A 25784-nucleotide genomic window follows, 5' to 3' on the forward strand; every position below is an offset into this window, starting at 1 on the left:
GACGGTGCGATCGGCGAAGATGGGGTCCTCCCCTGCCCGACGAAGGAGCACCCGCACGCATGGCCCGCCGCACCACCACCCCCGCGCCGCCCCCCGTCCCGGAGCGGATCGTCGACATCGACGTCGCGGACGAGATGCGCGGCGCGTTCCTCGAGTACGCAGTCTCGGTGATCCACGCACGCGCGCTGCCGGACGCCCGGGACGGGCTCAAGCCGGTGCACCGCCGGATCCTGTACTCGATGAGCGAGATGGGGCTGCGCCCCGAGCGCGGCCACGTGAAGTCCAGCCGCGTCGTCGGCGAGGTCATGGGCAAGTACCACCCGCACGGCGACACCGCGATCTACGACGCCCTCGTGCGTCTCGCCCAGCCGTTCGCCATGCGGCTGCCGCTCGTCGACGGGCACGGCAACTTCGGCTCGCTCGACGACGGCCCCGCGGCCTCGCGCTACACCGAGGCGCGGATGGCACCCGCGGCGCTGCTCATGGTCGCCAGCCTCGACGAGTCCACCGTCCCCTTCGTCCCCAACTACGACGACCAGCTCACCCAGCCCGAGGTCCTGCCGGCGGCCTACCCGAACCTCCTCGTCAACGGCACGACCGGCATCGCCGTCGGCATGGCCACCCAGATGCCGCCTCACAACCTCGTCGAGGTCATCGGCGCGGCCCGGCACCTGCTCACCCACCCGCAGTGCTCGCTCGACGACCTCATGCGCTTCGTGCCCGGTCCCGACCTGCCCGGCGGCGGGCGCATCGTCGGTCTCGACGGCATCCGCGACGCCTACCTGCGTGGTCGCGGCAGCTTCCGCACCCGGGCCACCGTGCGGGTCGAGAAGGTCTCGCCGCGCCGGCAGGGCATCGTCGTCACCGAGCTGCCCTACCTCGTCGGCCCCGAGAAGGTCATCGAGAAGATCAAGGACGGCGTCCAGGGCAAGAAGCTCGAGGGCATCGCCGACGTCAAGGACCTCTCGGACCGCACGAAGGGCCTCGAGCTCGTCATCGAGATCAAGAACGGCTTCAACCCCGAGGCCGTCCTCGAGAAGCTCTACAAGCTGACGCCGATGGAGGAGAGCTTCTCCATCAACAACGTCGCCCTCGTCGACGGCACGCCCCGCACGATGGGCCTCAAGGAGCTGCTCACCGTCTACGTCGACTTCCGGGTCGACGTCGTGCGCCGCCGCACCGAGCACCGGCTGGGCAAGAAGCGCGACCGCCTGCACCTCGTCGACGGCCTGCTCGTCGCGATCCTCGACATCGACGAGGTCATCCAGCTCATCCGCGGCAGCGACGACGCGGGCACGGCCCGCCAGCGCCTCCAGGAGGTCTTCGACCTCAGCGAGGTCCAGGCGAGCTACATCCTCGACCTCCAGCTGCGCCGCCTGACGAAGTTCTCCCGGATCGAGCTCGAGCAGGAGCAGGAGGACCTGCGCCGCCAGATCGCCGAGCTCGAGGAGATCCTCGGCGACGAGCGCGTGCTCACCCGCCTCGTGTCCTCCGAGCTCGCCGAGGTCGCCAAGCAGCACGGCACCCCGCGCCGCACGGTGCTCCTCGAGTCCGCAGGTGCGCCCGCGGCGACGAGCACCCCGCTCGAGGTGAGCGACGACCCGTGCTGGGTGCTCCTGTCGAGCACCGGGCTGCTCGCCCGCACGACGAGCGAGCAGGAGCCGTCCCGAGAGGGCTCGCGCTCGCGCCACGACGCCGTCGTCTCCGCGGTGCGCAGCACCGCCCGCGGTGAGATCGGGGTCGTGACGAGCGCGGGTCGCGTCGCCCGGGTGAGCGCCCTGGAGCTGCCGACGCTGCCCCCGACGAACGACGCCCCCTCCCTCTCCGGCGGCGCGCCGGTCGGCGCCTATGTCGACCTCGGCGCCGACGAGCGGGTGCTCGCGCTGCTCTCCCTCGCCGAGGACTCCCCCGGCCTGGCTCTGGGCACCGCGAGCGGTGTCGTCAAGCGGGTCTCCCCGGAGGTGCCGAAGGGGGCGCTGTGGGAGGTCGTGTCGCTCAAGGACGGCGACGAGGTCGTCGGGGCCGTCGAGCTGCGCACCGGCGAGGAGGAGCTCGTCTTCGTGACGAGCGACGCCCAGCTGCTCCACTTCTCCGCCTCGGCCGTCCGACCGCAGGGTCGCGGCGCCGGCGGCATGGCCGGCATCCGCCTCTCGTCCGGCGCTCGGGTGATCCACTTCGGGGCGGTCGACCCCGCGCGTGACAACGTCGTCGTCACCGTGAGCGGGTCCTCCGACGCGCTGCCCGGGACCGACCCGGGCGCGATCAAGGTCACCCCCTTCGCCGAGTACCCGGGCAAGGGCCGCGCGACCGCGGGCGTGCGGGCGCACCGCTTCCGCGGCGGCGAGGACACGCTGCTCCTCGCCTGGGCCGGTCGGGCCGACGCGCGCGCGAGCGCGTCGAACGGCGTCGCCGTCGACCTGCCCGAGGCCGACGGCCGCCGCGACGGCTCGGGCGCGCCTGCCCAGCGCGCCATCGGGGGCATCGGAGGTTGGTGAGCGCCGGGGGCTGGTGACGGCCGCGCCCGACGGGCGGACATGACGACGGGCCGGGGCAGATGCCCCGGCCCGTCGTCGTGCGATCGGTGGATCAGTCGTGGTCGATGTGCTCCGGGTCGCGCATGAAGGTGCGCTTGCCGTAGACCGCCCGGTTGACCACCCAGGTGATCGCCCAGAGGACGACACCGACGGCGAGCAGGCCGCCGGCGATCTCGTACTGCTGCTGCTGCTCCTCGCTACGGGCCCACGGACCGGCGAGGAAGGCGCAGAGCACGGCGCCGATGACGGGCAGGACCGTCGGCGCGTTGAAGTGCGCGCGGCCGACGTGGTCGCGCCGCAGCACGAGGACGGCGATGTTGACGACGGTGAAGACGCACAGCAGGAGCAGCGCGGTGGTGCCGCCGAGCAGCGAGACCGTGCTGGCGCCCTCCTCGCTGCCGTTGGCCCGCACGACGTAGGTGATGAGGCCGAAGGCGAGGACGGTCGTGAAGACGATCGCCAGCCACGGGGTCTGGCGGCCGCGGTGGACCATGCCGAGCGGACGCGGCAGCACCTCCTGGCGCGCCATGCCGTAGACGAGCCGGCTGGCCATGAGCATGTTGATCAGCGCCGAGTTCGCCACGGCGAACATGCCGATCCACGGGAAGATCTTGTCGAAGGGGATGCCCGGGGCACCCGCGGCGACGACCTGGGTGAGCGCCGAGGGCTTGTCAGGGTCGATGAGCGAGCCGACCGGCACGAGCGCGACCGCGGTGATCGCGACGAGCACGTAGATCAGGCCGGTGATGCCCAGGCCGGTGAGCATGACCTTCGGGAAGATCCGCACGGGGTCCTGGGTCTCCTCGGCCATGTTGACCGAGTCCTCGAAGCCGACCATCGCGAAGAAGGCCAGCGACGTGGCCGCGGTGACGGCGAAGAAGGTCGACTTGTCGCTCGGGCTCTCGAAGACGACGACCCGGCTGAAGTCGGCCTTGCCCTGGGTGACGGCGTAGAGACCGATGAAGATGATGAGGAGCAGGCCGGAGAGCTCGACGAGCGTGAGCACGACGTTGGCCTTGACGCTCTCGCCGACGCCGCGGAAGTTGATCGCCGCGACGAGGGCCATGAAGCCGAGCGCGATGAGCAGCAGCGGCGTCGAGCCGGCCGCCCAGTCGGCACCGATGCCGTCGCGCAGGAAGCCGGCGAAGGCGTTCGACGCGGTGGAGGCCGAGGTGATGCCGGAACACATGACGGCGAAGGCGACGATGAAGGTGACGAAGTGGATGCCGAAGGCCTTGTGGATGAAGGTGGCGGCTCCACCGGCCTGCGGGTACTTCGTCACGAGCTCGAGGTAGGAGAAGGCGGTGATCGTCGCCACGACGAAGGCCGCGAGGAAGGGCGCCCAGGCGGCGCCGCCGATCTCTGCCGCGACCTGTCCGGTCAGCGCGTAGACGCCGGTGCCGAGGATGTCGCCGACGATGAAGAGCAGGAGGAGCTTGGGCCCCATCACCCGGCGCAGCTCGGTGCGCTCCTCCCCGGTACCGGGGTCCGACGTGGCGGTCTCGGACATGTGGCCTCCCAGGTGTGCGTGCTCGCAGACGGACGTCCGGAGTGTGGCTAACCGTGGCCCAGATCACCGGTCGGGGCAACAACGTCGCGCCCGGCGTGTCGCACTCGTGACCCCCGGTCTCGAGACCACGTACCGCCGCGGGTGAGCGCGAATCGCCGCTACGACGTAGGCGTAGCGGCGATTCGCGCTCACCGGTCTGACGAAGGGGTCTCGAGGCCCCCTTCGCCGCGGCTCAGCGGGAGACGACGCGCAGGGTGGCGAGGGTGGGGTCGGCGGCGTAGGCGATGCGGACCCCCGCCCGCCGCGCCTGGTCGAGCGCGTCGAGGCTGTCCTGCGTCACGAGCTCGCCGGGGGCGAGCACCGGGATGCCGGGCGGGTAGGGCGCGACGAGCTCGGCGCACACCCGGCCGACCGCCGCGGCGAGCGGCACCGCCTCGTGCGGGGCGAACCACGCCGCCCGAGGAGACATCGCGACGACCGGCTCGACGCGGTACATCGCCGGCCCGGTGACGGCGCGCGGCGCGCCCCGGTGCCGGCCCACCGACGCGAGGAGCGCGTCGCCCAGCGGCTCGAGCGTCGAGGCGTCGTCGGCGAGCGAGACGACCGCGACGAGCACGTCGCGGTCGGCGGACTCGACGGGCATGCCCCGGGCGATGAGGTCGGCCTCGACCGCGTTGCCGTCGACCCCGGCACCGGAGAGGACGAGGGTGAGCTTGAGCGGGTCGACGCCGGGCCCGTCGAGCACGACGAGCCCCTCGACCCCCCGGAGCCGGTCGCGCACCCGCGCGGTGGCCTCGATCGCGCGACCGAGCAGCTCCTCGCCGTCGCGCTCCAGCAGCGCCCGGGCGGCATCGGTGCTCGCGAGCACCGCGCCCGCGGGGCTCGTCGTCGCCCCGGCCTCGACCGCGGCATCGAGCCGGGCCGGGTCGACGCGCTCGGTGCGGGCGAGAACGAGGGCGGCCTGGCTCCACGCGGGCAGGGTCTTGTGGGCGCTCGTCACGACGAGGTCGGCCCCCAGCTGCAGGGCGTGCTGCGGCAGGTCGGGGTGGAAGCCGAAGTGCGCGGCCCACGCCGCGTCGACGACGAGGGGCACGTCGTGCTCGTGGGCGACCGCGGCCAGCCCGGCCACGTCGCCGGTCGTGCCCACGTACGACGGGTCGCCGACGAGGACTGCGCGAGCCCGGGGGTGCTCGGCGAGCGCCCGGCGCACGCTGGACGGCGAGACCCCGGCCGGCAGTCCTGTGGTCGCGTCGACGTCGGGCCGCACCCACACGGGCGTGAGACCTGCGAGGACGAGCCCGACGAGCACGGAGCGGTGCAGCGTCCGGCTGACGACGACCTCGTCGCCGTCCCCGGCCACGGCGAGCACCGCCGCCTGGTTGGCGTGCGTCGCGCCACCGGTGGAGAAGCGGCACACGTCGGCCCCCCACAGCCGGGCGGCCCGCCGCTCGGCTTCGACGAGCACACCCGTCGTGAGCTTCATCGTGTCGAGGCCGGCGTAGAGCGGCACGTCACCGGCGACGACGTCGCCGACGAGATCGGTGCGCTGCTTGTGGCCGGGGATGGTGAAGGGCGTGGGCGGGTGCTCGCGCTGGCGCAGCCACGCGTCGAGCAGGGGCGCGTCGGCGCGCAGGCCGCGGGGGTCAGCCGGCATCGCGCGCCCACCCGACGAGGACGTCGCCGAGGGTCCTGGCGAGCGCTCGCACCTGACGCAGGTCGACCCACTCGTCGACGGCGTGGAGCCCGCCGCCCGACGGCCCGCACACGAGCGTCGGGCACAGCTGCTGCCACATCGGCGCCTCCATCCAGTACGGCGCGTCGAAGGTCGCGTCCGTGCCGAGCGCCCCGCCCAGCCGTCGCGCGAGCTCGGCGGCCGGCCCGTCGGCGTCGAGCCGCCAGCCGTCGCGGTGCGCGACGAGCTCGACGGTCGCGCCCCACGCGGGGTCGAGGAGCGCCCGGACCTCGTCGAGCGCCTCCTCGCTCCCCCGGTCCGGGGGCAGCCGCATCTCGACGACGCACGACGCCCGGTCCGGGACGACGAAGGGGGACGACCCCCCGCTGACGACGGTCACCATGAGGTCGCCGCCGGCCGCACGTACGGCGTCGGCGCGTGCGTCCACGGCGTGCAGGAGACGACCGAGGTGGGTCACGGCGTTGACGCCCAGCTCGGCCTGCGAGCTGTGCGCGGCGCGCCCGGGCAGCTCGACCCTGACGACGGCGAAGCCGCGCAGCGAGCGGCACAGGGCGAGGTGCGTGGGCTCGGCGACGAGGCACACGTCCGGCCGGACGCCCCACTGCCGCAGGGCGTCGATGACGGCCCGGCTGCCGAGACTCGCGTCCTCCTCGTCGGCGACGAGCGCGAGGACGGGTCGCACCGGCGCCCCGGAGGCGACGAGGTGCTCGGCCACCGCCACGACCGCGGCGATGCCGCCCTTCATGTCCGCAGCACCGCGGCCGAGCAGGCGGTCGCCCTCGACGCGTGGCTCGAAGGGCGCGTCCATCCCGCCCACCCCCACGGTGTCGAGATGTCCGTTGAGCACAACGGTGGGCAGGTCCTCGCCCCCGCGGGGCATGGCGACGAGGCTCGGCCGGTCGTCCGGCCCCGGTGCCGGGACGACGGTCGTCACCAGACCGGCGGCCTCGAGCCGGTCGCGCAGGTGCGCGACCGCGGGCCCCTCACCCGCAGCTCCGGGCACGAGCCCCGGGTTGACGCTGTCGACGGCGACGAGCTGCTCGAGCAGCGCGACCGCCGCGGGCCCCGGGTCCGTCATGGCCTAGGCGTCGATGCGCTCGCGGTCGAGCTCGCTGGCCGAGGAGACGATGAACTCACGACGCGGGTCGACGTCCTTGCCCATGAGCAGCTCGAAGACCTCGGCGACCGCGTCGACGTCGGCGAGCGTGACCCGGCGCAGCGTGCGGTAGGCGGGGTCCATCGTCGTCTCGGCGAGCTGGTCTGCGTCCATCTCGCCCAGGCCCTTGTAGCGCTGGATGGGCTGCTTGATCGAGCGGCCCTTCTTCTGCAGGCCGGCGAGCGTCGAGCGCATCTCGGCCTCGGAGTAGGTGTAGATGAGCTCGTTCTTCTTCGACCCGGGGTGCACGACCTCGATGCGGTGCAGCGGGGGCACCGCGGCGTAGACCCGCCCGGCCGCGACGAGCGGCCGCATGTGGTTGAAGAAGAGGGTGAGCAGCAGCGTGCGGATGTGGGCGCCGTCGACGTCGGCGTCGGTCATGATGACGACCTTGCCGTAGCGGGCCGCGTCGAGGTCGAAGGAGCGCCCCGAGCCCGCGCCGATGACCTGGATGATCGAGGCGCACTCGGCGTTCTTGAGCATGTCGCCGATCGCGGCCTTCTGGACGTTGAGGATCTTGCCCCGGATCGGCAGCAGCGCCTGGAACTCGCTGTTGCGGGCCTCCTTGGCCGTGCCCATCGCCGAGTCGCCCTCGACGATGAAGAGCTCGGTCGCCTCGACGTCGTTGCTGCGGCAGTCGCGCAGCTTCGGCGGCAGGGTCGAGCTCTCGAGCGCGTTCTTGCGGCGCTGCGTCTCCTTGTGCACCCGCGCGCTGATGCGCGACTTCATCTCGGCGACGACCTTCTCGAGCAGCTGGGCGGACTGCTGCTTCTCGCCCCGCTTCGTGCTCGTCAGCTGCGCCGTGAGCTCGGTCTCGACGACCTTGGCGACGATGGTGCGCACCGCCGACGTGCCGAGCACCTCCTTGGTCTGGCCCTCGAACTGCGGCTCGGCGAGGCGGACGGTGACGACGGCCGTCATGCCGGCGAGCACGTCGTCCTTCTCGACCTTGTCCGAGCCGACCTTGAGCTTGCGCGCGTTGACCTCGAGCTGCTTGCGGAAGACCTTGAGCAGCGCCTGGTCGAAGCCGGTGAGGTGCGTACCGCCCTTCGGCGTCGCGATGATGTTGACGAAGCTCGACACCCGGGTGTCGTAGCCGGTGCCCCACCGCAGCGCGATGTCGACACCGCACTCGCGCTCGACCTCGGTCGGGGACATGTGCCCCGAGGCGTCGAGCACGGGGACGGTCTCGGTGAAGGTGCCGCTGCCCTGGAGCCGCCACACGTCCGTGACCGCGGGGTCGGGGGCGAGGAAGTCGACGAACTCGGCGATGCCGCCGTCGTGGACGAAGACCTCCTCGACCGGGCCGTCCTCCCCCTTCGTCCCGGGCAGGCGGCGCTCGTCACGGATGACGAGGGTGAGCCCGGGCACGAGGAAGGAGGTCTGCCGGGCCCGGGCGACGAGCGCGTCGTAGTCGAAGCCGGACTCGGTGGGGAAGATGTGGGGGTCGGCCCAGTAGCGGATCCGGGTGCCGGTGGCGCCCCGCTTCGCCTTGCCGACGACGGCGAGCTCGCTGCCCTTCTCGTACGGCGTGAAGTCGTGCTCGGGGTCCTTCGCGCCCTCCGAGCCCGCGACGTCGGAGAAGACACCGGGCTCTCCGCGGCGGAAGGACATCGCGTAGGTCTTGCCCGCCCGGTCGACCTCGACGTCGAGCCGCGCCGAGAGCGCGTTGACGACGGAGGCTCCGACGCCGTGCAGCCCGCCGGACGCGGTGTAGCTGCCCCCGCCGAACTTGCCGCCCGCGTGCAGCTTGGTGAAGACGACCTCGACACCGGTGAGCCCCGTGCGCGGCTCGATGTCGACGGGGATGCCGCGCGCCTGGTCGCGGACCTCGACGGAGCCGTCACGGTGCAGGACGACGTCGATCCGGTCGCCGTGGCCGCCCAGGGCCTCGTCGACGGCGTTGTCGATGATCTCCCACAGGCAGTGCATGAGACCGCGGCTGTCGGTGCTGCCGATGTACATGCCGGGCCGCTTGCGGACCGCCTCGAGCCCCTCGAGCACCTGGAGGTGGTGCGCGGTGTAGTCCTGGGCGGTCTTGCTGCTCGCCCTCTTGGCGGCGGTCCTGGTCGCGGCTGGCACGGGGTCGGTACGTCCTTCGGCTCGGTCGGCGGGGTGGATGCACCCGCCACAGGCAGGGTAGTCCGGCCCCTCTGACAACCCGAGCAGGCGCGCGAAGGGGGACCCCCGGCCACCCCTCGGCGGTCACCTCGGCCGGCCCCTCGACGGCGCGGAGCCGTCCCGGAGCCTGGACAAGGGACGCGCCTCACGCGGCCGATGCCCCTCGGGAAGGGATTGGCGTGCTTGACTGTTGGACACCTCGAGACCCCCCGGTCTCGAGCAAGTGTCACCGAAAGAAGGAACGACGTGAACGCGACCCTGGTCTCCCCCCTGACCGCGGCCGACCGCTGCGACCGCTGCGGGGCTCAGGCCTACGTCCGCGCCCGGCTCCACGCCGGCGGTGAGCTCTTCTTCTGCGCCCACCACGGACGTGAGCACCTGCCCAAGCTGCGCGACCTGGCCGACATCGACGACCAGAGCGAGCGACTCGAGGTGACGCCGGCTCTCGCCGCTGACGACGAGCGCTGAGCGTGACCGGTCTGCTCGACCTGGCCGGCGTGGCACCTGATGCCACGCCGGCCGCTCTGTGGCTGCTCGTCCCCCTCTTCGCCGTGGGGGTTTTCGGGATCGTCTTCCCGATCCTGCCCGGCCTCATCATCTGCCTCGGCACGGTGCTCGTCTGGGCCCTCGAGGTCGGCGGCACCCGCGCCTGGGTGACCTTCGGCGTCGCCGCCGCGATCTACCTGCTCGCCGTCGTGCTCCAGATCACCATCCCCGGCCGCAAGATGAAGGCCGAAGGGGTGGGCGGGGCCACCATCCTCCTCGGCCTCGCGGCCGCGGTCGTCGGCTTCTTCGTCGTCCCGGTCGTCGGGGCGCCGCTCTTCTTCGTCGCCGGGATCTACCTCGTCGAGCTCTCGCGCTACCGCGACGGCCAGCGGGCGTGGGCCGCGACCCGCTCTGCCCTCAAGGGCGTGCTGCGCAGCATGGGTGTCGAGCTGAGCGCCGCGATGCTCATCGCGATCACCTGGGGCGTCGGCATCGTGAGCCACTCCGTCTGAGCCGCAGGGCGTCCCGTCCGCCTGACCCGGACGGCGGTCCGCCCACCTGACCCGCACGGCAGACCGGTCGCACGACGCGCACGAGCCGGGCCCGACAGGGCCCGGCTCGTCGTGCGTGTGCAGCAGTCGAGGCTGCCGAGGCGATCAGCACCCCCTGGTGATCAGCACCTCCTGAAGATCAGTACCCGCTGCCGCCGTGACGGCGCTGCTCCCAGCGCTGCTCGAGACGCTGCATGAAGGTCCCGGACTTCTGGGGGCGGGCGGCCCGACCGGGTCGTGCGGCCCCCTTCGCCGGTCGTCCGGCACGCGCGCCCCGGGGGACGCGACCGCCGGGCGTGCGCGGGGCGCCGAGCGAGCCGTCGGCCTGCACGGCCTGGAGCCCGCCCTCGCGGCGCGGCGCGAGGGCCACGGCGAGAGAGGCGACGATGACGACGAAGCCGACGACGCCGACCCACACCGAGGTCGAGACCCCAAGGAGGACGAGACCGAGACCGGCGACGACGCCGACGGCGCCGATGATGCGACGGCGGCGCAGGTCACCCCCGAGGGGCCCGCCCTTCATGCTCGTCGCGAAGCGTGGGTCCTCCGCGTAGAGGGCCTGTTCCATCTCCTCGAGCATCTGCTGCTCGCGCTCTGACAGAGCCACTGATCCTCCTGCACGTCTGCGACCCACGACCTTGGTCGGTACCGATCAGTCTAGGTCGCGCTCGCCGCTCGTGGTAGACCGGCCACCCCTGATCAGGCTGGCGGGCTGCACGCTGCCCGTGCCGAAGCGCGCGGAGGCCCGGTCCACCGCGCGGTCCGCGTCGCGCCAGCCGTGCTCGGGCTCGTCGAGCAGACCCTGGACAGGGGTGCTCGCAGAGTCGCTCAGCCCCTCGACCCGGACCCCGACGAGCCGGATCCGCGCCTTCTGCACCCCCTGGCCGTCGTAGAGCTCGCGGGCGACGGCGTAGATGTCGCGGCTGACGTCGGTCGGGGTGGACAGCGAGCGCGACCGGGTGATCGTCGTGAAGTCCGAGAAGCGCACCTTGATGCTCACCGTGCGCCCGACGAGAGCCTGCGCACGCAGTCGTGCGGCAGCCTTCTCGGCCAGGCCGAGGAGCACCCGGCGCACGACCTCCGGGTCCCCGACGTCGCTGGAGAAGGTGCGCTCGTGGCCGATGCTGCGCTCGCGGTGCACGGGCTGGACGTGGCGCGGGTCCCGGCCCCACGCGAGGTCGTGCAGGTGGGCGCCGGTCGCGGCGCCGAGGTCGCGCACGAGCTGCTCACGCGGGGTCCGGGCGATGTCGGCGACGGTGCGCAGCCCGAGCCGGGCCAGCGTCTCCTCCGTGCGGTCGCCCACGCCCCACAGCGCGCCGACCGGGAGCTGCTGGACGAAGTCGACGACCTCGTCGGCCGGCACGAGCAGGACCCCGTCGGGCTTGGCCAGGCCCGACGCGAGCTTGGCGACGAACTTCGTGCTCGCGATGCCGACGGAGCAGGTGATCCCCTGCTCGGCCCGCACCTGGGCGCGGATCCGCTCCGCGATCGCCGTCGGTGCCCCGAGCAGGCGCGTGGCCCCCGAGACGTCGAGGAAGGCCTCGTCGAGGCTGATCGGCTCGACGAAGGGGGTGATCCCCTCGAAGATCCGCATGACCCCCTTCGAGACCGCGGAGTACTCCTGGTGGTCGGGGGCGAGGACGGTCGCCCGGGGGCACAGCCGTCGGGCCCGGACCATGGGCATCGCCGAGGTCACGCCGAAGGCGCGGGCCTCGTAGGTCGCCGACAGCACGACGCCGCGCTCTCCCCCGCCGATGATCACCGGGGTCCCGACGAGCTCGGGGTGGTGGCGCAGGGTGACGGAGGCGTAGAAGGCGTCCATGTCGACGTGCATGACGCCGCAGCCGGTCTCGTCGAGCGGGCGGTCGTGCGGGCGCTCGGGGACCCGGAACTGCCGCCGGCTCATCGCCGCGCACCCCGGATCACGCCGTCAGTCCTTGCGGGCGAGGGCGTGCAGCTGCGAGCCGAGGTGGCTGAGCACCGAGCGCTCCTCGTCGGCGACGCTCGCCTGCTCGAGCGCGAGCACGTCGGCGCGGTCAGCCTCGGAGTCGAGCAGCGCCCCGGGCACGAGGTCGCTGAAGATGCGCACGCCGTGGATCGCCTCGACGGTGAAGCCGGCCCGACCGAGCCGGGCCACGACGTCGCCCTGGTCGAAGCGACGCGGCATCGGGTCGCCGCTCCCCCAGCGCCCGTCCGGGCTGGCGAGCGCAGCCCGGGCCTGGTCGAAGCGACCGGCGAGCGCCCGGGCGACGACGGCGGCCAGGCGCTGCGCCGTGACGAGGCTGAGGTAGCCACCGGGCGCGAGGACGTCGGCGATCCGGCACAGCGTGGTGTCCGGGTCGTCGACGACCTCGAGGGTCCCGTGGCAGCACACGAGGTCGACGCTGCCGGCGGCGAGCACCTCCGAGAGGGTGTCGGCGTCGCCCTGGACGGCGCTGATGCGGGCCGAGGCGCTCGACTCGGCGCTCCGCCGTCGCAGCGAGGCGAGGGCGTCGGCGCTCGGGTCGACGACGGTCACGGTGTGCCCCTGCTCGGCGAGCGGCACGGCCAGCCCTCCGGTGCCACCTCCGAGGTCGAGGACGCGCAGGGCACGGCCGAGCTCGCGCTGCCGCTCGGCGGTCAGCGTGGAGACCTCGGACCACACGGCGGCGGTCCGCAGGTTGCTCTCGACCCCCCGGCGGCGGGCGGGTCGGCGTTCGTCGCTCACGGTGCTCCCTTCGTGCGCCACGGGTGCGGCACGTGGATGCCCCAACCCTAGTTCGGCCCGGCCCACGGGTGCGACCACCCCGCAGGCGGGGTCACGACGCCTCGGCCTCGTTGCGCCCGGTGCCGCCCAGACCCGACGGGGGCAGACCTGTGCTGCTCAGGCTGACGGGCACGAGGGTGGCCGGCAGGCTCGGAGCCGGCAGCCCGAGCGTCGCCGCGGCGACGAGGAGGAAGTCCTCGCCCGCCCGCAGCAGGTCGTCGACCCCGCGGACGTCGACGGGAGGACGACGCTCGGCCCGCTCGAGGTGCGCCGCCCACTCCGAGAGCTCGGGGGCGACCCGGGCGAGGACCTGCCAGGTGCTGCTCGGGCTGCCCGCCGCCTGGCCAGGGCGCCCGCGTGCCGCGAGGACCGCGGCGGCCACCCGCAGCGTGCCGAGCCGGGTAGCGGCGAGCCGCTCGGGGGCCTCGCGCACCCAGTGCGCCTCGGTGAGGGCGTCGGCGGCGTCGGCGAGGAGCCGGCCGACCTGCTCGATGTCCGCCATGCCGTGCACGACCACCCTCAGCCCCGCGCCGCCACGAGCGACCAGGCGACGGCCGCCCCGCCGTCCTCGCGGTCCGCCCGCAGGTCGAAGACCTCGTCGGCGCCTCGGCCCGAGCTCGCGCAGACCCGCCAGACCTCGCCGCGGCAGTCCTCCTGCCAGCGGTCGACGACCCGGCTCACCCGGTGGAGGCGCCCCCTCCACAGGAAGGCCCGGGGCGCTCCCCCGTCACCCGATGAGTCACCGCCCGGAGCCCCTCGCACCTCGCACCTCTCGCCCGCCACCCGCGTCGTCACCGCGTCCTCCGCTCGTCGCCGTCACCCGTGATCGAACACCTGTTCGAACTGGTGGCCACACTAGCGCGGGTGACGTCGAGGTGGTCAAGCCCGCCGGGGCACGGGGGCGGGGCGTGCGCCGAGCGGTCGCTCAGGCGCGCAGGTGCGAGAGGTTCTGCAGCACCTCGAGGCTCGCCGTCGAGCGGTTCATCGTGATGAGGTGCAGGCCCGGGGCGCCCTCCCCGAGCATCCGGTCGGCGAGCTCGGTGGCGATCTCGACGCCCACGGCCCGCACCGCCGCGGGATCGCCGTCGACGGCCTGGAGGCGGTCGACGACGGCCGCGGGCAGGGGCGTGCCCATGAGCTGGGCCATCCGCCGGATCTGCTTGACGCTCGTCACCGGCATGAGACCGGGGGTGATCGGCAGGTCGCGGCGGGCGGCGACCTCGTCGCGCAGCCGCAGGTAGGACTCGGCGTCGAAGACCATCTGGGTCACGGCGAAGCTCGCGCCGGCGTCGGCCTTGCGCACGAGGGTCTCGACGTCGTCGCGCAACGAGGCCGAGCTCGGGTGCACGTCGGGGAAGGCCGCGACGCCGACCTCGAAGCCGCCGACCTCGCGCACCAGGGCGACGAGGTCCTCGGCGTGGTCGAGCCCCTGCGGGTGCGCGGTCCACTCGCCGCCGGGGTCACCGGGCGGGTCTCCGCGCAGGGCGAGGACGTGGTCGATGCCGGCGGCGGCGTACCCGGCGAGCACCTCGCGCAGGTCGTCGACGCTCTGGCTGACGCACGTGAGGTGCGCCATCGCGGTGAGCGAGGTGCGCTGGCCGATCTGCTCGGTGACGCGCAGCGTGCGGTCCTGGCTCGAGCCGCCCGCGCCGTAGGTCACCGACACGAAGTCGGGGCCGAAGGGCTCGAGGCGTGCGATCGCCTCCCACAGCACCGCCTCGCCCGCGTCGTCCTTGGGCGGCATGAACTCGAAGCTGATCGAGGGACGCGTCGAGGAGAGCCGCTGCGGGATGGTCCCGCCGGGTGCGCTGGGCGACGTCATGGCGGCGACCATAGCCCGCGGGCCTGCCCGTAGGCTGGCGCGTACCTGCTGCTGAGACCGCCGCCGACGTCGCCGCTCGCAGCACCGACCGCACCGCCCGACCCCACCCTCGAGGAGCCGACGTGCCCGACCCCTTCGCCGCCGATCTGCGGGGCCGGGTCCAGGCCCAGCTCGACGCCGAGATCGCCCGTCAGCAACGTCATCTCGACGAGATGGGTCCGGACGTCGCCGACCTCATCGACGCGATCAGCTCGCTCGTGCGCGGCGGCAAGCGGCTGCGCGCCGCCTTCGCCTACTGGGGCTGGCGCGCGGGGGGCGGCGAGGACGGGCACGTGCCGGTGGCCCTCGCCTCGGCGATGGAGCTCTTCCAGGCCGCGGCCCTCCTCCACGACGACGTCATGGACGACTCCGACACCCGCCGCGGCGCCCCCGCGGCGCACCGGGCGCTCGCCGCCGCGCACGCGCAGCGCGGGTGGCGCGGCGACGCCGACCGCTTCGGCCTGTCCGGGGCGATCCTCGCCGGCAACCTCTGCCTCGACTGGTGCGACGACCTCGTCGTGCGCTCGGGCCTGCCGGCCGACCGTCTCGCCGCGGCGTGGGAGGTCCTCGAGCGGATGCGCACCCAGCTCATGGCCGGCCAGTTCATCGACGTCGTCGAGTCGATGCAGCCGTGGTCGGCCGCCGACGGCGCAGAGCGCGTCGAGCGGGCCCGGCGGGTGCTGCGCTACAAGAGCGCGAAGTACTCCGTCGAGCACCCCCTGCTCATCGGCGCGGCCGCCGCGGGAGCCTCGCCGGCGACGCGCGAGGCGCTCTCGCGCCACGGGCTCGCGCTCGGCGAGGCCTTCCAGCTGCGCGACGACCTCCTCGGCGTCTTCGGCGACCCCGACGAGACGGGCAAGCCGGCGGGCGACGACCTGCGCGAGGGCAAGCGCACGGTCCTCGTCGCCCGGGCCTGGCTGGCCGCCGACGTCGCGCAGCGGGCCTGGCTCGAGGAGCACCTCGGCGACCCCGAGCTCGACGACACGCAGGTGGCGCGCTTCCGCGAGCTGTTGACGAGCACCGGCGCGGTGGCCGAGGTCGAGGCCGAGATCACCCGGCTCGTCGACGCCTCGCGCGCTGCTCTGGACGAGGTCGCGGGCCTGCCGGGGTCGCGGCCCGAGGCGGTCGAGGCCCTCGCCGAGCTCGTCGAGCTCGCCACCGCGCGCACCGCCTGACCCCTACCCTGAGGGGGTGGCGCTGCTCTTCCTCCACGGGGCCGGCGGGCACGACGAGGACCAGGTCCTCGTGCGCGCCCTGCGGGAGGGGCTCGCCGAGCCCGTCCTCGCCCCGCGGCTGCCCGACGAGGACATGAGCCACGACGCGTGGGCCGCGTGCGTCCGCGACGCGATCACCCCGCAGGTGCGCACGGTCGTCGGCCACTCCTTCGGCGGGTCGACCGTGCTGCGCATGGCGACCCAGGCCGACCTCGGCGTCGACCACCTCGTGCTGCTCGCCGCGCCGGACTGGGGGCCGAAGGGGTGGGACGTCGCCGACTACGCGCTGCCGGACGACGCCGCAGAGCGGCTCGACCCCGCGCTGCGGGTCACCCTGCACCACTGCGCCGACGACGAGGTGGTGCCCGCCGGGCACCTCGACCTGCTGAGCGCACGGCTCCCGGCCGCGCGGCGGGTCCTGCACGACCGCGGCGGTCACCAGCTGATGGGCGACGCGACCACGGTCGTCGTCGGGTCGCTCTCGCTCGCGCCGTGACGGCGCGGGGCGGACCGACCGGCTAGAGCGCCTCTTCCATCGCCCGGCGGCGCACCTCGGTCTTGAAGCCCGCGCGGATGGCCTCGACCGGGGTGGTCGCGCCCCCGGGCAGCGTCTCGTCGCGGGCGAAGAGCCAGGCGACGACCTCGTCGTCGCTCATCCGGGCGTCGCGCAGCACGGTGAAGGTGCCGCGCAGCGCCGGGAGCGGGCCGTCGTCGTCGACGAAGACCGCCGGCACCTGCAGCACGCGGCGCTCGCCGACCCGGACGGCGACGAGGTCGCCCTCCTCGATCATCCGGCGCACGTCGGTGAGACGGACACCGAGCCGCTGCGCGACGTCGGGGATCGCGAGCCACTCCCCGACGAGGTCCTCGAGGGCGTCGTGACCGGGGACGGGGGCGCCCGGCTGGGCGAGGTCCTGGGGCTGCTCGGTGCTCATCGCACCAGTCTCCCAGAGCCCGGGCCCCCGTCCGCACGCCGCACCGGGCCTCGCGTCGCCGCGCGAGGTCGGCCGAGCTGGGGTAGCGTCTCGCGCGAACGATTCACACGAGTCAGCACACGCCACACCCGCCACACACAGTCCCGACGGTCGCCACCGGCTCGCGGACGCGACGCGCCACCCCCTTCGACCGACGTCGCGACCACCGCCCTCGGCGAGTGACCTCGGGTACCGAGGAGAGCACCATGGTCCTGCCGATCGTCGTCCCCCCTGCCACCGTCCCGCCCGCGCTCGACCTGCCCGCGCTGCCGGCCTCCGTGCACAGCGAGGAGCGGGCCGGCCGCACCCACACCGTGCGCAGCGGCGAGACCCTCTACGACATCGCCGAGCGCTACGGCACGAGCGTCGGCGCGCTGCGCCGGCACAACCAGCTCGACGCGGGCTTCATCTACCCCGGTCAGCACCTGCGCATCCCCTCCGGCGGCGCCTCGAGCCCCGCGGCGAAGCCCGCCCGCAGCGCCGCGACCCGCGGGTACACCGTGCGCAGCGGCGACACCCTCTACGGCATCGCGGCGCGCCACGGCATGTCCGTCGGGCGCCTCGCCTCCCTCAACGGCGTCTCCAGCGAGTCCTTCATCCACCCGGGTCAGACGCTGCGCGTGCACGGCACCGCCGCACGCCCCGCGAAGCGTCCGGCCGCCCGCACCAGCGGGTCGCGCCACACCGTGGCCGCCGGCCAGACGCTGTCGGGCATCGCCTCCCAGCACGGCATGTCGGTGACGCGCCTGGCCAAGATCAACGGGCTGTCCGCCCGCTCCTTCATCTACCCCGGTCAGCGCCTGCGCGTCGCCGGCACGAGCCGCCCCGCTGCGACGACGACCGGCGGGGCTGGGTTCGACCACAACACCTTCGCCGGGCGCACCTACCCCAGCGAGATCGTCTCCGCGGCCAGCCGCAACCGTCAGACCCTCGCCGGACGCCCGGTGCCGAGCCGCTCGCAGGTCCGCGCGAAGATCGTCGCGACCGCCCAGCGCTACGGCGTCGACCCCTCGCTCGCCCTCGCGATCTCCTACCAGGAGTCCGGGTGGGACCAGCGCCAGGTCTCCGTCGCCAACGCCGTCGGCGTCATGCAGGTCATCCCGTCCTCGGGCGACTGGACCTCGGGCCTCGTCGGGCGCCGCCTCGACCTGCTCGACACCGACGACAACATCACCGCCGGCGTCGTGCTCCTGCAGCAGCTGACCCGGATGGCGTCGAGCGACTCGCAGGCGATCGCCGGGTACTACCAGGGGCTGGGCTCGGTGCAGAAGCACGGGATGTACGCCGACACGCGGGGGTACGTGAAGAACGTGCAGGCACTGCGCGCCACAATGTGAGGTCATGGGGGCACGCAGCGGCGTCGAGGACCTCGTCGGCATCACGCTCGACGGGCGCTACCGCGTGCTCGAGCACCTCGCCGACGGCGGCATGGCCTCGGTGTACCGCGGGCTCGACACCCGTCTCGAGCGCGATGTCGCGATCAAGGTCATGCGCCCCGACCTCGCGGCCGACGACACCTTCGTCTCCCGCTTCCGGCGTGAGGCCCGCAGCGCGGCCCGCCTGGCGCACCCGCACGTCGTCGGCGTCCACGACCAGGGCGAGAGCGACGGCCTCGTCTTCCTCGTCATGGAGCACGTGCCCGGGCAGACCCTGCGCGAGGTGCTGCGCACCGAGGGGGCGCTGAGCCCCCGCGCGGCGCTCGACCTCCTCGAGCCGGTCCTCGCCGGACTGGCCGCCGCGCACGACGCCGGCCTCGTCCACCGCGACGTCAAGCCCGAGAACGTCCTCATCCGCGACGACGGCACGGTCAAGGTCGCCGACTTCGGGCTCGCCCGGGCCGTCTCCTCGCAGACCGCGACCGGCACGACCGGGGTGCTCCTCGGCACGGTGAGCTATCTGTCGCCCGAGCAGGTCGAGCGCGGCATCGCCGACCCGCGCAGCGATGTCTACGCCGCCGGCCTGCTCCTCTTCGAGATGCTCACCGGCCGCAAGGCCGTCGACGGCGAGACCCCGATCCACGTCGCCTTCCAGCACGTGCACGGCGACCTCCCGAGCCTGCGCACCACCCGCCCCGACGTGCCCGTCGCCCTCGACGAGCTCGTCGCCGCGGCGGTCGCGCGGGACCCCGACGAGCGTCCTCGGGACGCCTCGACCTACCTCGGGCTCGTGACCCGCGTGCGTCGGCAGCTCGGCGACGCCGAGCTCGACGCGCGGCCGGCACCGGGCAGCGCGCACGAGCGCAGCACCCGCAGCGACGAGACGGCGCTGCTCGACGCGACCGCCGGCGGCTCGCGCCGACCCGACGTCGTGGGCGCCCGGGCCGAGCGGTCGGGGGCGACCGAGGCGACGCGCACGAGCCCCACCACCGCGACCGACCTCGCGACCGGGCCGCAGGACCCGCCGGCGCGACGCCGCTCCCCCTTCGCCCTCATCGGTCTCGCCCTGCTCGTCGCCGCGCTCGCCGGAGGTCTGTGGTGGGGCACGCTCGGCCAGCGCACCACGGTGCCCGAGGTCGCCGGCGCCGACGCGAGCACCGTCGAGGCGCGCCTCACGGGCGCCGACCTGCGGCTGAGCACGAAGCAGGCCTTCGACGAGGACGTCGCCCCCGGCGTCGCCATCGGCTCGACCCCGGCCGCCGGCCAGGAGGGGCGGCGCGGCGACGAGGTCGTCGTGACCTTCTCGAAGGGGCCGGAGCGCTACGAGGTGCCCTACCTCACCCGCCTGACGAAGGACGCGGCGAGCGCCCGCCTGGCCCGCGACCACCTCGTCGTCGGCTCGACGACGAGCGAGCACCACGAGTCCGTGCCGCAGGGCCAGGTCATCCGCACGGACCCGACGACCGGCACGAAGATGCGCCGCGACGCGAAGGTCGCCCTCGTGCTCTCGAAGGGCCCGCAGCCCGTCGCCATCCCCTCCGTCACCGGTCAGCCCTACGAGAGCGCGAAGACCACGCTGGAGGAGGCCGGCTTCGTCGTCGAGCGGGCGGCGGACGTCAACGACCAGTCCGTGCCGAAGGGGTCGGTCGTCTCGCAGGACCCCGCCAGCGGCGGCACCGGCGTGCGTGGCGACACCGTGACGCTCGCGGTGTCCAAGGGACCGGTCATGGTGACGATCCCCGACGTCGAGGGCAAGAGCGAGACCGACGCGACGACCGCCCTCGAGGGCGCCGGGCTCGCGGTCAAGGTCCAGCGGTTCTTCGGCAGCCCGCTGGACCAGGTGCGCGCGACGAGCCCGCGCGCCGGGACGAGCGTGCCGAAGGGGAGCACCGTCACCATCCTCGTCGTGTGATCCGGCCCCACACTGGGGTCATGACGCCCGACCCGCGCCCTCCCGTGAGCCGGCCCCGCCGCTGGCTCGTCCCCCTCGCGGCCACCGCGGTGGTCCTCGGCGTCCTCGACGCGCTGTGGATCTCGCTCGTGGCGCGGGGCCTGTACGAGGACGGGCTCGGCGACCTCCTCGCCGACCCGGTCGTCGGCTGGGCGGCCGGGGTCTTCTACGTCGTCTACGCCGTCGCGGTCACCGTGCTCGTCGTGCGCCCCGAGCTCGACACCGGCACGACCGGGACCGCCGCGGCGAAGGGGGCGGTGCTCGGCGTCGCCGCGTACGCGACCTTCGGCTTCACCGACCTCGCGATCGTGCAGGGGTGGCCGGTGCGGCTCGCCGTCGTCGACACGGTCTGGGGCGGGGTGCTCACGGCCGCGACCGCGGCCGCGGCCCACGCGGCCTCGCGACGGGTGGGTGCGTGATGGTGAGCCGGATCAGCGCCACCGGGCCGGCCCCGGCGAGCACGGCGTGGTCGCGCTACGTGACCCGCGAGGCCTGGCCGACGTGGGCGCCGCACATCCGCCGGGTGCGTCCTGAGGGCGAGATCCGCCCTGGTGACCGCGGGGTCGTCCTCGGGCCGCTCGTCAGCTTCGTGCCGTACACGATCCTGAAGAGGGACGACGTCGCGCGCCGGTGGTCCTGGTGGGTCGGGGTCGGCCCGGTCGGGGTGCGCCTCGACCACGGCGTCGACGAGGGGCCGGAGGGCACGACGGCCTGGGCCGACGTGCACCTCCCGGCGCCGGTCGTCGCGATCTACCGGCCGCTGGCCGGCAGCGCGCTGCGCCGCCTCGTCGGGGGCTGAGCGGGCTCAGCCCCCGGGGGGTGCTCAGCGGGCGCTGAGCATCTCCGCGACGAGGAAGGACAGCTCGAGGCTCTGCTGGTGGTTCAGACGCGGGTCGCACACGCTCTCGTAGCGCTTGTTGAGGTCCTCGTCGAGGATCCGCTCGGCGCCGCCGAGGCACTCGGTGACGTCGTTGCCGGTGAGCTCGACGTGGATGCCGCCGGGCACGGTGCCGACCTCGCGGTGGGCGTGGAAGAAGCCGCGGACCTCGTCGACGACGTCGTCGAAGTCGCGGGTCTTGTAGCCCGACGCCGACTCGAAGGTGTTGCCGTGCATCGGGTCGCAGATCCACGTGACCATCGAGCCGCTCGTCTTGACCGCCTCGAGCAGCGGCGGGAGCGCCTCGCGGATCCGGCCGGCGCCCATGCGGGTGATGAGCGTGAGGCGGCCGGGCTCGCGACGCGGGTCGAGCCGGTCGATGATGCCGAGCAGGTCCTCGGGGGCGAGCTTGTCGCTGACCTTGAGGCCGATGGGGTTGCGGATGCGCGAGACGAAGTCGAGGTGCGCGTGGTCGGTCTGGCGCGTGCGCTCGCCGACCCACACGAAGTGGCCGGAGGTGTTGTAGAGGTCGCCGGTGCGCGAGTCGACCCGGGTCATCGGGCGCTCGTAGTCGAGGAGGAGCGCCTCGTGGGCAGACCAGAACTCGGTGCCCTTGAGCGCGTCGAAGTCGACGCCGCACGCGGCCATGAACTTCATCGCCTTGTCGATGTCGCGCGCCAGGCCCTCGTAGCGGGCGTTGGCGGCGTTGGCGACGAAGCCGCGGTTCCAGTCGTGGACGTGGCGCAGGTCGGCGAAGCCCCCGCGGGTGAAGGCGCGCACGAGGTTCATCGTCGCGGCGCTGCTGTGGTAGCCGCGCAGGAGGCGCTGGGGGTCGGGGCGACGGGCCTCCGGGGTGAACTCGAAGTCGTTGACCATGTCGCCGCGGTAGGCCGGCAGCTCGACGCCCTCGCGGGTCTCGGTGTCCTTGCTGCGGGGCTTGGCGTACTGCCCGGCCATGCGCCCGATCTTCACGACGGGCATGCCGGCGCCGTAGGTGAGGACGGCGGCCATCTGCAGGATCGTCTTGACGCGGTCACGGATGTTGTCGGCGGTCGCGTTGACGAAGGTCTCCGCGCAGTCGCCGCCCTGGAGCACGAAGGCCTCGCCGATGGCGGCGGACGCGAGCCGGTCGCGCAGGTCGTCGCACTCCCCCGCGAAGACGAGCGGGGGGTAGCTCTCGAGGGTCGCCACGACGTCGGCGAGCGCGGCCTGGTCGGGCCAGGTCGGCTGCTGCGCGGCGGGCAGGTCTGCGGACAGGGCCGCGCGGATCTGAGCGGAAGGTGCTGCGGTGGTCACCGGCACAGTCTAGGTACCGCCGCAGAGCTCAGCCCGGGGTGTCCAAGCCGCGGCTGATCGCGAAGCGCGTGAGCTCGACCCGGTTGTGCAGGTGGAGCTTGCCGAGGATGTTCTGCACGTGGTTCTGCACCGTGCGGTGCGAGAGGACGAGGTCGGCGGCGATCTCCTTGGCGGTCATGCCCATCGCGACGTAGCGCAGGATCTCGGTCTCGCGCTCGGTGAGCTCGGGGACCGGGCTGCCCTGCCCCTTCGGCTCCGGCTCGGGCTGCCCCGAGCGGGCCTTCATGTCGCGGAACTCGCCGAGCACCATCCCGGCCAGACCGGGGGTGAAGACGGCCTGGCCCTGCGCCGTCTCGTGCACGGCGCGGCGGATCTCCTCGCCGGAGGCGGACTTCACGAGGTAGCCCGACGCCCCCGCCTTGATCGTCGCGAGGACGTCGCGCTCCTCGCCGGACGCGGAGAGGATGAGGATCCGGGTCGGCAGGTCGGCGATGGCGGCGCACACCTCGTCGCCGCGCAGGCCCGGCAGGTTGAGGTCGAGGACGAGGACGTCCGGCGTCGTCGCCCGGGTCCGGGCGACCGTGGAGGGCCCGTCGCCGGCGGTGCCGACGACGCGCAGCCCGTGGTCCTCGAGATCGGCGACGAGGGCGTCCCGCCACAGCGGGTGGTCGTCGGCGACGAGGACGGTGGTCGGCTGCTCGCTCATGGCCGTGAGCCTGCCACGTCGGGACGCGGCACACGCAGGGTCACGGTGCACCCGGAGCCGGGTCGTGACCTCCAGCCCGCGCTGCCCCCGAGGTCGCGCACGCGTCCTGCGATCGAGGACGAGCAGCCCAGACGGCCCTGGTCGGCGGCCTCGGCGAGACGCTCGTCGGTCATGCCGGCGCCGTTGTCGCGCACGGTGACGACGACCTCCTCGCCCGTGTCGTCGAGCAGGACCCAGGCCCGCGCGCCCTCCCCCGCGTGCCGCTCGACGTTGTCGAGCGCGGCGGCGACGGCGGCGTCGATCTCGTCGACGTGGTGGGCCGGCAGCACGACCGTGCGGGCCGGCAGGACGACCTCGACGGCCGCGGTGCGTCGCTCGGCCAGCCGGCTGGCGAGATCGGCCCGGTCGTCGTGCTCGTCACGGGACACGGTCGCGGGGGACGTGGCGAAGGGGACGTGCCCCCGCCCGCCGTGCACGTCCGGGTGGGCCGCGTCGAGGAGCGCGGGCTCGACCCGCGTGATGAGGGTGCGCAGGGCCCGCTCCTGGTCGGCGGCGAGCTCGGCGAGGGCGAGCGACTCCCCCCCGATCTCGCGGCCCCGCCGGTTGATGAGGGCGAGGGCCTGCAGGACGCCGTCGTGCACCTGGCGCCCGATCCGCTCGCGCTCGGCGAGCCGCTCCGAGGCGGTGATCGCGGCCTCGAGGCGCACCTGCGACTCCCGGGCGAGGTTGACGGCCAGCCCCACGAGGGCGCCGAGCAGGAGGAGCAGGACGATGTTGTGGTAGGTCAGCGCGCTGTCGGGCTCGGCCTGCACGAGGTTGGAGGCGGCGACGACGACGGCGACGAGCAGCCCGCCGCGGATGCCGGAGTACAGGGCACCGGCCATGACCGCGCTCGCCGACCAGTTCGTGGGGATCGTCGGCACCCCGCCGGCCACGGCGTCGGGGCTGTAGGCGAGGTTCGTCGCGAGGACCGCGCCGACGGCGATCGCGGTCTCGACGACGATCGCCAGGCGGGTGGGGCGGGGCAGCAGCGGCGCGACGAGCGACCACGCGAGGAGCACGAGGAGCACGGCGACCGCCACCCACGGGGCGTCGAGGTCGGCGCGGTGGGTCCACACGACGACGCTCGCGTAGACCAGGGACAGCAGCCGGTAGATCGCCAGGCCACGGCCCGCGGCGGAGTCGATGAGGGGCGAGGGGGCGTACCGGGTGGCCGGCACGGCGGGGGGCACCTCTGCCTGCCTCAGGAGCCCTCGGCCCAGGGCGACGGGGTCCCCTGGGGCTGGTCAGCCGCGTCGAGGGCCTCCTCGAGCTCCTTGGCGGCCCGGCCGGGCTTGGCCGCCTCCTGCAGCTGGCGCGCCCGGTTGCGGGCGCGGGTGAGCAGGCGCTCCTTCATCGCCGTCGCGTACATGTCGACGTACTCCTGCTCGGAGAGCTGCATGAGCTCGTACATGATCTCGTCGGTCACCGAGCGCAGGACGAAGCGGTCGCCCTCCATGCCCTCGTAGCGCGAGAAGTCGAGCGGGGCCCCGATGCGCACGCCGATCCTCATGATGTTCGGGACGAGCTGGCCCGTGGGCTGGGCCTTGTCGGTGTCGATCATCGCGACCGGGATGACGGGCACCCCGGCGGTGAGGGCCATGCGGGCGACCCCCGTGCGCCCGCGGTAGAGGCGCGAGTCCGGCGAGCGCGTCCCCTCCGGGTAGAGACCGAGCAGCTCACCGCGCTCGAGCACCCGCAGGCCGGAGCGCAGCGCCGCCTCGCTCGCCTTGCCACCGGAGCGGTCGATGGGCAGCTGGCCGACGGCCCGGAAGAAGAAGGCGGTGAGCCGGCCCTTGACCCCGGTGCCGGTGAAGTAGTCGGCCTTGGCGAGGAAGGTCACTCGTCGGTCGACGACGAGCGGCAGGAAGATCGAGTCCGAGAAGGACAGGTGGTTGCTCGCGAGGATGGCCGCGCCGTCGGCGGGGACGTGCTCGAGCCCCTCGACCTGGGGCCGGAAGAGCACCCGGAGCAACGGGCCGAGGACGACTCGCTTGAGTATCCAGTAGAGCAACGGTGCTTCCCTCCTCGTCGGCGGCTCGCACTCTACCGGCCGCTGACGCGGCGCGACGGACGTGCGACGATGACAGGCGTGAGCCCGTCCTCGATGGAACCCGACGAGGTCGACGCCGCCTTCGCCGACATCGTCGCCCGGCTGGAGGCCGAGCGTGGTCCTCGTGATGCCCCTCGTGCCGATGAGGACACCGATCCCGGGCCTGCCGACGAGCACGACGAGACCGGACGACCCGCCCCCAGCACCCCGCAGCGACCTCTCGACTACCCCCGCGCCGTCGACCCGCGCAGCTTCCGCAGCCCTCCCCCGGCGTGCGAGCCGCGTGAGGACGACGACGTCGACCCGCCCCGGCCGGCAGCGCCCGCCGTGCCCCCGACCCCGTGGCGTGCCGACGCCACCTCGGTCGTCGACGCGGTGCTCGGCGACGACGACGCCGAGCCCTTCGTGCCCGGTCCGACGGCGGCCCTGCCGCCGGCGACCGACCGCACCTTCTGGCTCGCGGTCGTCGGTCTCGTCCTCGGCCCGGTGATGCTCGTCGTCGCCGTCCTCGGGCGCGACGGTGTCTCTCCGTGGTGGGCCTGGCTCGGCATCGGTCTCATGGTGGTCGGCTTCGGCGCGCTCGTCACCCGCCTGCCGCGCGAGCGCGACGACGGCGACGACGGCGCCCGGCTCTGACGTC

At 73.9% G+C, this 25784-nt stretch carries 25 protein-coding genes; 10 read left to right on the forward strand and 15 right to left on the reverse strand.

Annotated elements, in window-relative coordinates; translation table 11 throughout:
* The first annotated feature begins 59 nt into the window (after positions 1-59).
* Positions 60-2495 carry a DNA gyrase/topoisomerase IV subunit A gene (locus tag ABIB53_RS00400; protein WP_354586669.1) on the forward strand — a complete coding sequence of 812 codons (2436 nt, stop codon included), beginning with the start codon at positions 60-62 and terminating at the stop codon, positions 2493-2495.
* 91 nt (positions 2496-2586) lie between these two features.
* On the opposite strand, the gene ABIB53_RS00405 is transcribed toward ABIB53_RS00400, so the two are convergent.
* The 4 genes from ABIB53_RS00405 to ABIB53_RS00420 all read right to left on the reverse strand — a co-directional run bounded on the left by ABIB53_RS00405 (position 2587) and on the right by ABIB53_RS00420 (position 8975).
* Positions 2587-4044, reverse strand: coding sequence for an APC family permease (locus ABIB53_RS00405; protein ID WP_201467147.1), 1458 nt, complete (start codon positions 4042-4044; stop codon positions 2587-2589).
* 232 nt (positions 4045-4276) lie between these two features.
* Complete coding sequence (locus ABIB53_RS00410) at positions 4277-5698, reverse strand: aminotransferase class I/II-fold pyridoxal phosphate-dependent enzyme (RefSeq protein ID WP_354586670.1); 1422 nt, start codon at positions 5696-5698, stop codon at positions 4277-4279.
* Positions 5688-6815 (reverse strand): M20 family metallopeptidase, encoded by a 1128-nt coding sequence (locus tag ABIB53_RS00415; RefSeq protein WP_354586671.1) that lies wholly within the window; start codon positions 6813-6815, stop codon positions 5688-5690. Before ABIB53_RS00415 ends, ABIB53_RS00410 begins: the two co-directional genes overlap by 11 nt.
* Before the next feature lie 3 nt (positions 6816-6818).
* Positions 6819-8975: a DNA gyrase/topoisomerase IV subunit B gene (locus ABIB53_RS00420; protein ID WP_191564013.1), complete on the reverse strand. Its 2157-nt coding sequence runs from the start codon at positions 8973-8975 to the stop codon at positions 6819-6821.
* A 285-nt stretch (positions 8976-9260) separates the two neighbouring features.
* Here ABIB53_RS00420 and ABIB53_RS00425 point away from each other — a divergent pair, with 285 nt between their 5' ends.
* Both ABIB53_RS00425 and ABIB53_RS00430 read left to right on the forward strand, forming a co-directional pair.
* Positions 9261-9482: a DUF7455 domain-containing protein gene (locus tag ABIB53_RS00425; protein ID WP_123091918.1), complete on the forward strand. Its 222-nt coding sequence runs from the start codon at positions 9261-9263 to the stop codon at positions 9480-9482.
* A gap of 2 nt (positions 9483-9484) precedes the next feature.
* Positions 9485-10012: a DUF456 domain-containing protein gene (locus ABIB53_RS00430; RefSeq protein ID WP_229299039.1), complete on the forward strand. Its 528-nt coding sequence runs from the start codon at positions 9485-9487 to the stop codon at positions 10010-10012.
* Between the two features lie 178 nt (positions 10013-10190).
* Here ABIB53_RS00430 and ABIB53_RS00435 read toward each other — a convergent pair whose 3' ends face one another.
* From ABIB53_RS00435 to metF, 6 genes are all read right to left on the reverse strand, one after another.
* Complete coding sequence (locus tag ABIB53_RS00435; protein WP_354586672.1) at positions 10191-10658, reverse strand: SCO2097 family morphological protein; 468 nt, start codon at positions 10656-10658, stop codon at positions 10191-10193.
* 45 nt (positions 10659-10703) lie between these two features.
* The gene (locus ABIB53_RS00440) at positions 10704-11957 is read right to left on the reverse strand and encodes a DNA polymerase IV (protein WP_354586673.1); all 1254 of its coding nucleotides are present in this window, start codon (positions 11955-11957) and stop codon (positions 10704-10706) included.
* A gap of 24 nt (positions 11958-11981) precedes the next feature.
* Positions 11982-12758 carry a methyltransferase domain-containing protein gene (locus ABIB53_RS00445; RefSeq protein ID WP_123092002.1) on the reverse strand — a complete coding sequence of 259 codons (777 nt, stop codon included), beginning with the start codon at positions 12756-12758 and terminating at the stop codon, positions 11982-11984.
* Positions 12759-12849: 91 nt separating this feature from the next.
* Entirely contained in the window at positions 12850-13299 is a 450-nt protein-coding gene (locus ABIB53_RS00450; RefSeq protein WP_354586674.1) for an SAV_6107 family HEPN domain-containing protein, read from the reverse strand.
* Between the two features lie 17 nt (positions 13300-13316).
* The gene (locus ABIB53_RS00455; RefSeq protein ID WP_354586675.1) at positions 13317-13592 is read right to left on the reverse strand and encodes a DUF6504 family protein; all 276 of its coding nucleotides are present in this window, start codon (positions 13590-13592) and stop codon (positions 13317-13319) included.
* A gap of 130 nt (positions 13593-13722) precedes the next feature.
* Positions 13723-14619 carry a methylenetetrahydrofolate reductase [NAD(P)H] gene (metF, locus tag ABIB53_RS00460; RefSeq protein ID WP_354586676.1) on the reverse strand — a complete coding sequence of 299 codons (897 nt, stop codon included), beginning with the start codon at positions 14617-14619 and terminating at the stop codon, positions 13723-13725.
* Positions 14620-14741: 122 nt separating this feature from the next.
* Between metF and ABIB53_RS00465 the strand changes: the two genes are divergently transcribed.
* Positions 14742-15833, forward strand: coding sequence for a polyprenyl synthetase family protein (locus ABIB53_RS00465; protein WP_354586677.1), 1092 nt, complete (start codon positions 14742-14744; stop codon positions 15831-15833).
* Between the two features lie 16 nt (positions 15834-15849).
* Positions 15850-16368, forward strand: coding sequence for an alpha/beta fold hydrolase (locus tag ABIB53_RS00470; protein ID WP_354586678.1), 519 nt, complete (start codon positions 15850-15852; stop codon positions 16366-16368).
* A gap of 22 nt (positions 16369-16390) precedes the next feature.
* On the opposite strand, the gene ABIB53_RS00475 is transcribed toward ABIB53_RS00470, so the two are convergent.
* Positions 16391-16807, reverse strand: a complete 417-nt coding sequence (locus ABIB53_RS00475; protein WP_354586679.1) for an Rv2175c family DNA-binding protein — start codon at positions 16805-16807, stop codon at positions 16391-16393.
* A 245-nt stretch (positions 16808-17052) separates the two neighbouring features.
* On the opposite strand from ABIB53_RS00475, the gene ABIB53_RS00480 reads away from it, so the two are divergent.
* The 4 genes from ABIB53_RS00480 to ABIB53_RS00495 are packed head-to-tail and all read left to right on the forward strand — an operon-like array spanning position 17053 to position 20972.
* Positions 17053-18183 carry a LysM peptidoglycan-binding domain-containing protein gene (locus tag ABIB53_RS00480; protein ID WP_354586680.1) on the forward strand — a complete coding sequence of 377 codons (1131 nt, stop codon included), beginning with the start codon at positions 17053-17055 and terminating at the stop codon, positions 18181-18183.
* 4 nt (positions 18184-18187) lie between these two features.
* A complete protein-coding gene (pknB, locus tag ABIB53_RS00485; protein ID WP_354586681.1) occupies positions 18188-20134 on the forward strand; it encodes a Stk1 family PASTA domain-containing Ser/Thr kinase in 1947 nt (648 codons plus the stop codon).
* A 20-nt stretch (positions 20135-20154) separates the two neighbouring features.
* Positions 20155-20592: a DUF2177 family protein gene (locus ABIB53_RS00490; protein WP_354586682.1), complete on the forward strand. Its 438-nt coding sequence runs from the start codon at positions 20155-20157 to the stop codon at positions 20590-20592.
* A 2-nt stretch (positions 20593-20594) separates the two neighbouring features.
* A complete protein-coding gene (locus tag ABIB53_RS00495; RefSeq protein ID WP_354586683.1) occupies positions 20595-20972 on the forward strand; it encodes an SRPBCC family protein in 378 nt (125 codons plus the stop codon).
* A 24-nt stretch (positions 20973-20996) separates the two neighbouring features.
* Here ABIB53_RS00495 and ABIB53_RS00500 read toward each other — a convergent pair whose 3' ends face one another.
* Genes ABIB53_RS00500 through ABIB53_RS00515 form a run of 4 tightly spaced genes read right to left on the reverse strand, consistent with a single transcriptional unit; the run spans position 20997 to position 25105 of the window.
* Positions 20997-22346, reverse strand: coding sequence for a class II 3-deoxy-7-phosphoheptulonate synthase (locus tag ABIB53_RS00500; RefSeq protein ID WP_372456483.1), 1350 nt, complete (start codon positions 22344-22346; stop codon positions 20997-20999).
* Positions 22347-22374: 28 nt separating this feature from the next.
* Positions 22375-23052, reverse strand: a complete 678-nt coding sequence (locus ABIB53_RS00505; protein WP_201467158.1) for a response regulator — start codon at positions 23050-23052, stop codon at positions 22375-22377.
* A complete protein-coding gene (macS, locus tag ABIB53_RS00510) occupies positions 23049-24284 on the reverse strand; it encodes a MacS family sensor histidine kinase (protein ID WP_354586685.1) in 1236 nt (411 codons plus the stop codon). The genes ABIB53_RS00505 and macS overlap by 4 nt, the downstream gene beginning before the upstream one ends.
* Positions 24285-24295: 11 nt before the next feature.
* On the reverse strand, positions 24296-25105 hold the full coding sequence (locus ABIB53_RS00515) for a lysophospholipid acyltransferase family protein (RefSeq protein WP_068275300.1): 810 nt from the start codon (positions 25103-25105) through the stop codon (positions 24296-24298).
* 69 nt (positions 25106-25174) lie between these two features.
* Between ABIB53_RS00515 and ABIB53_RS00520 the strand changes: the two genes are divergently transcribed.
* The gene (locus ABIB53_RS00520; protein WP_354586686.1) at positions 25175-25780 is read left to right on the forward strand and encodes a hypothetical protein; all 606 of its coding nucleotides are present in this window, start codon (positions 25175-25177) and stop codon (positions 25778-25780) included.
* Positions 25781-25784 lie beyond the last annotated feature (4 nt).

It is taken from the genome of Janibacter sp. UYMM211 (assembly GCF_040547045.1).
Taxonomy (GTDB): domain Bacteria; phylum Actinomycetota; class Actinomycetes; order Actinomycetales; family Dermatophilaceae; genus Marihabitans; species Marihabitans melonis.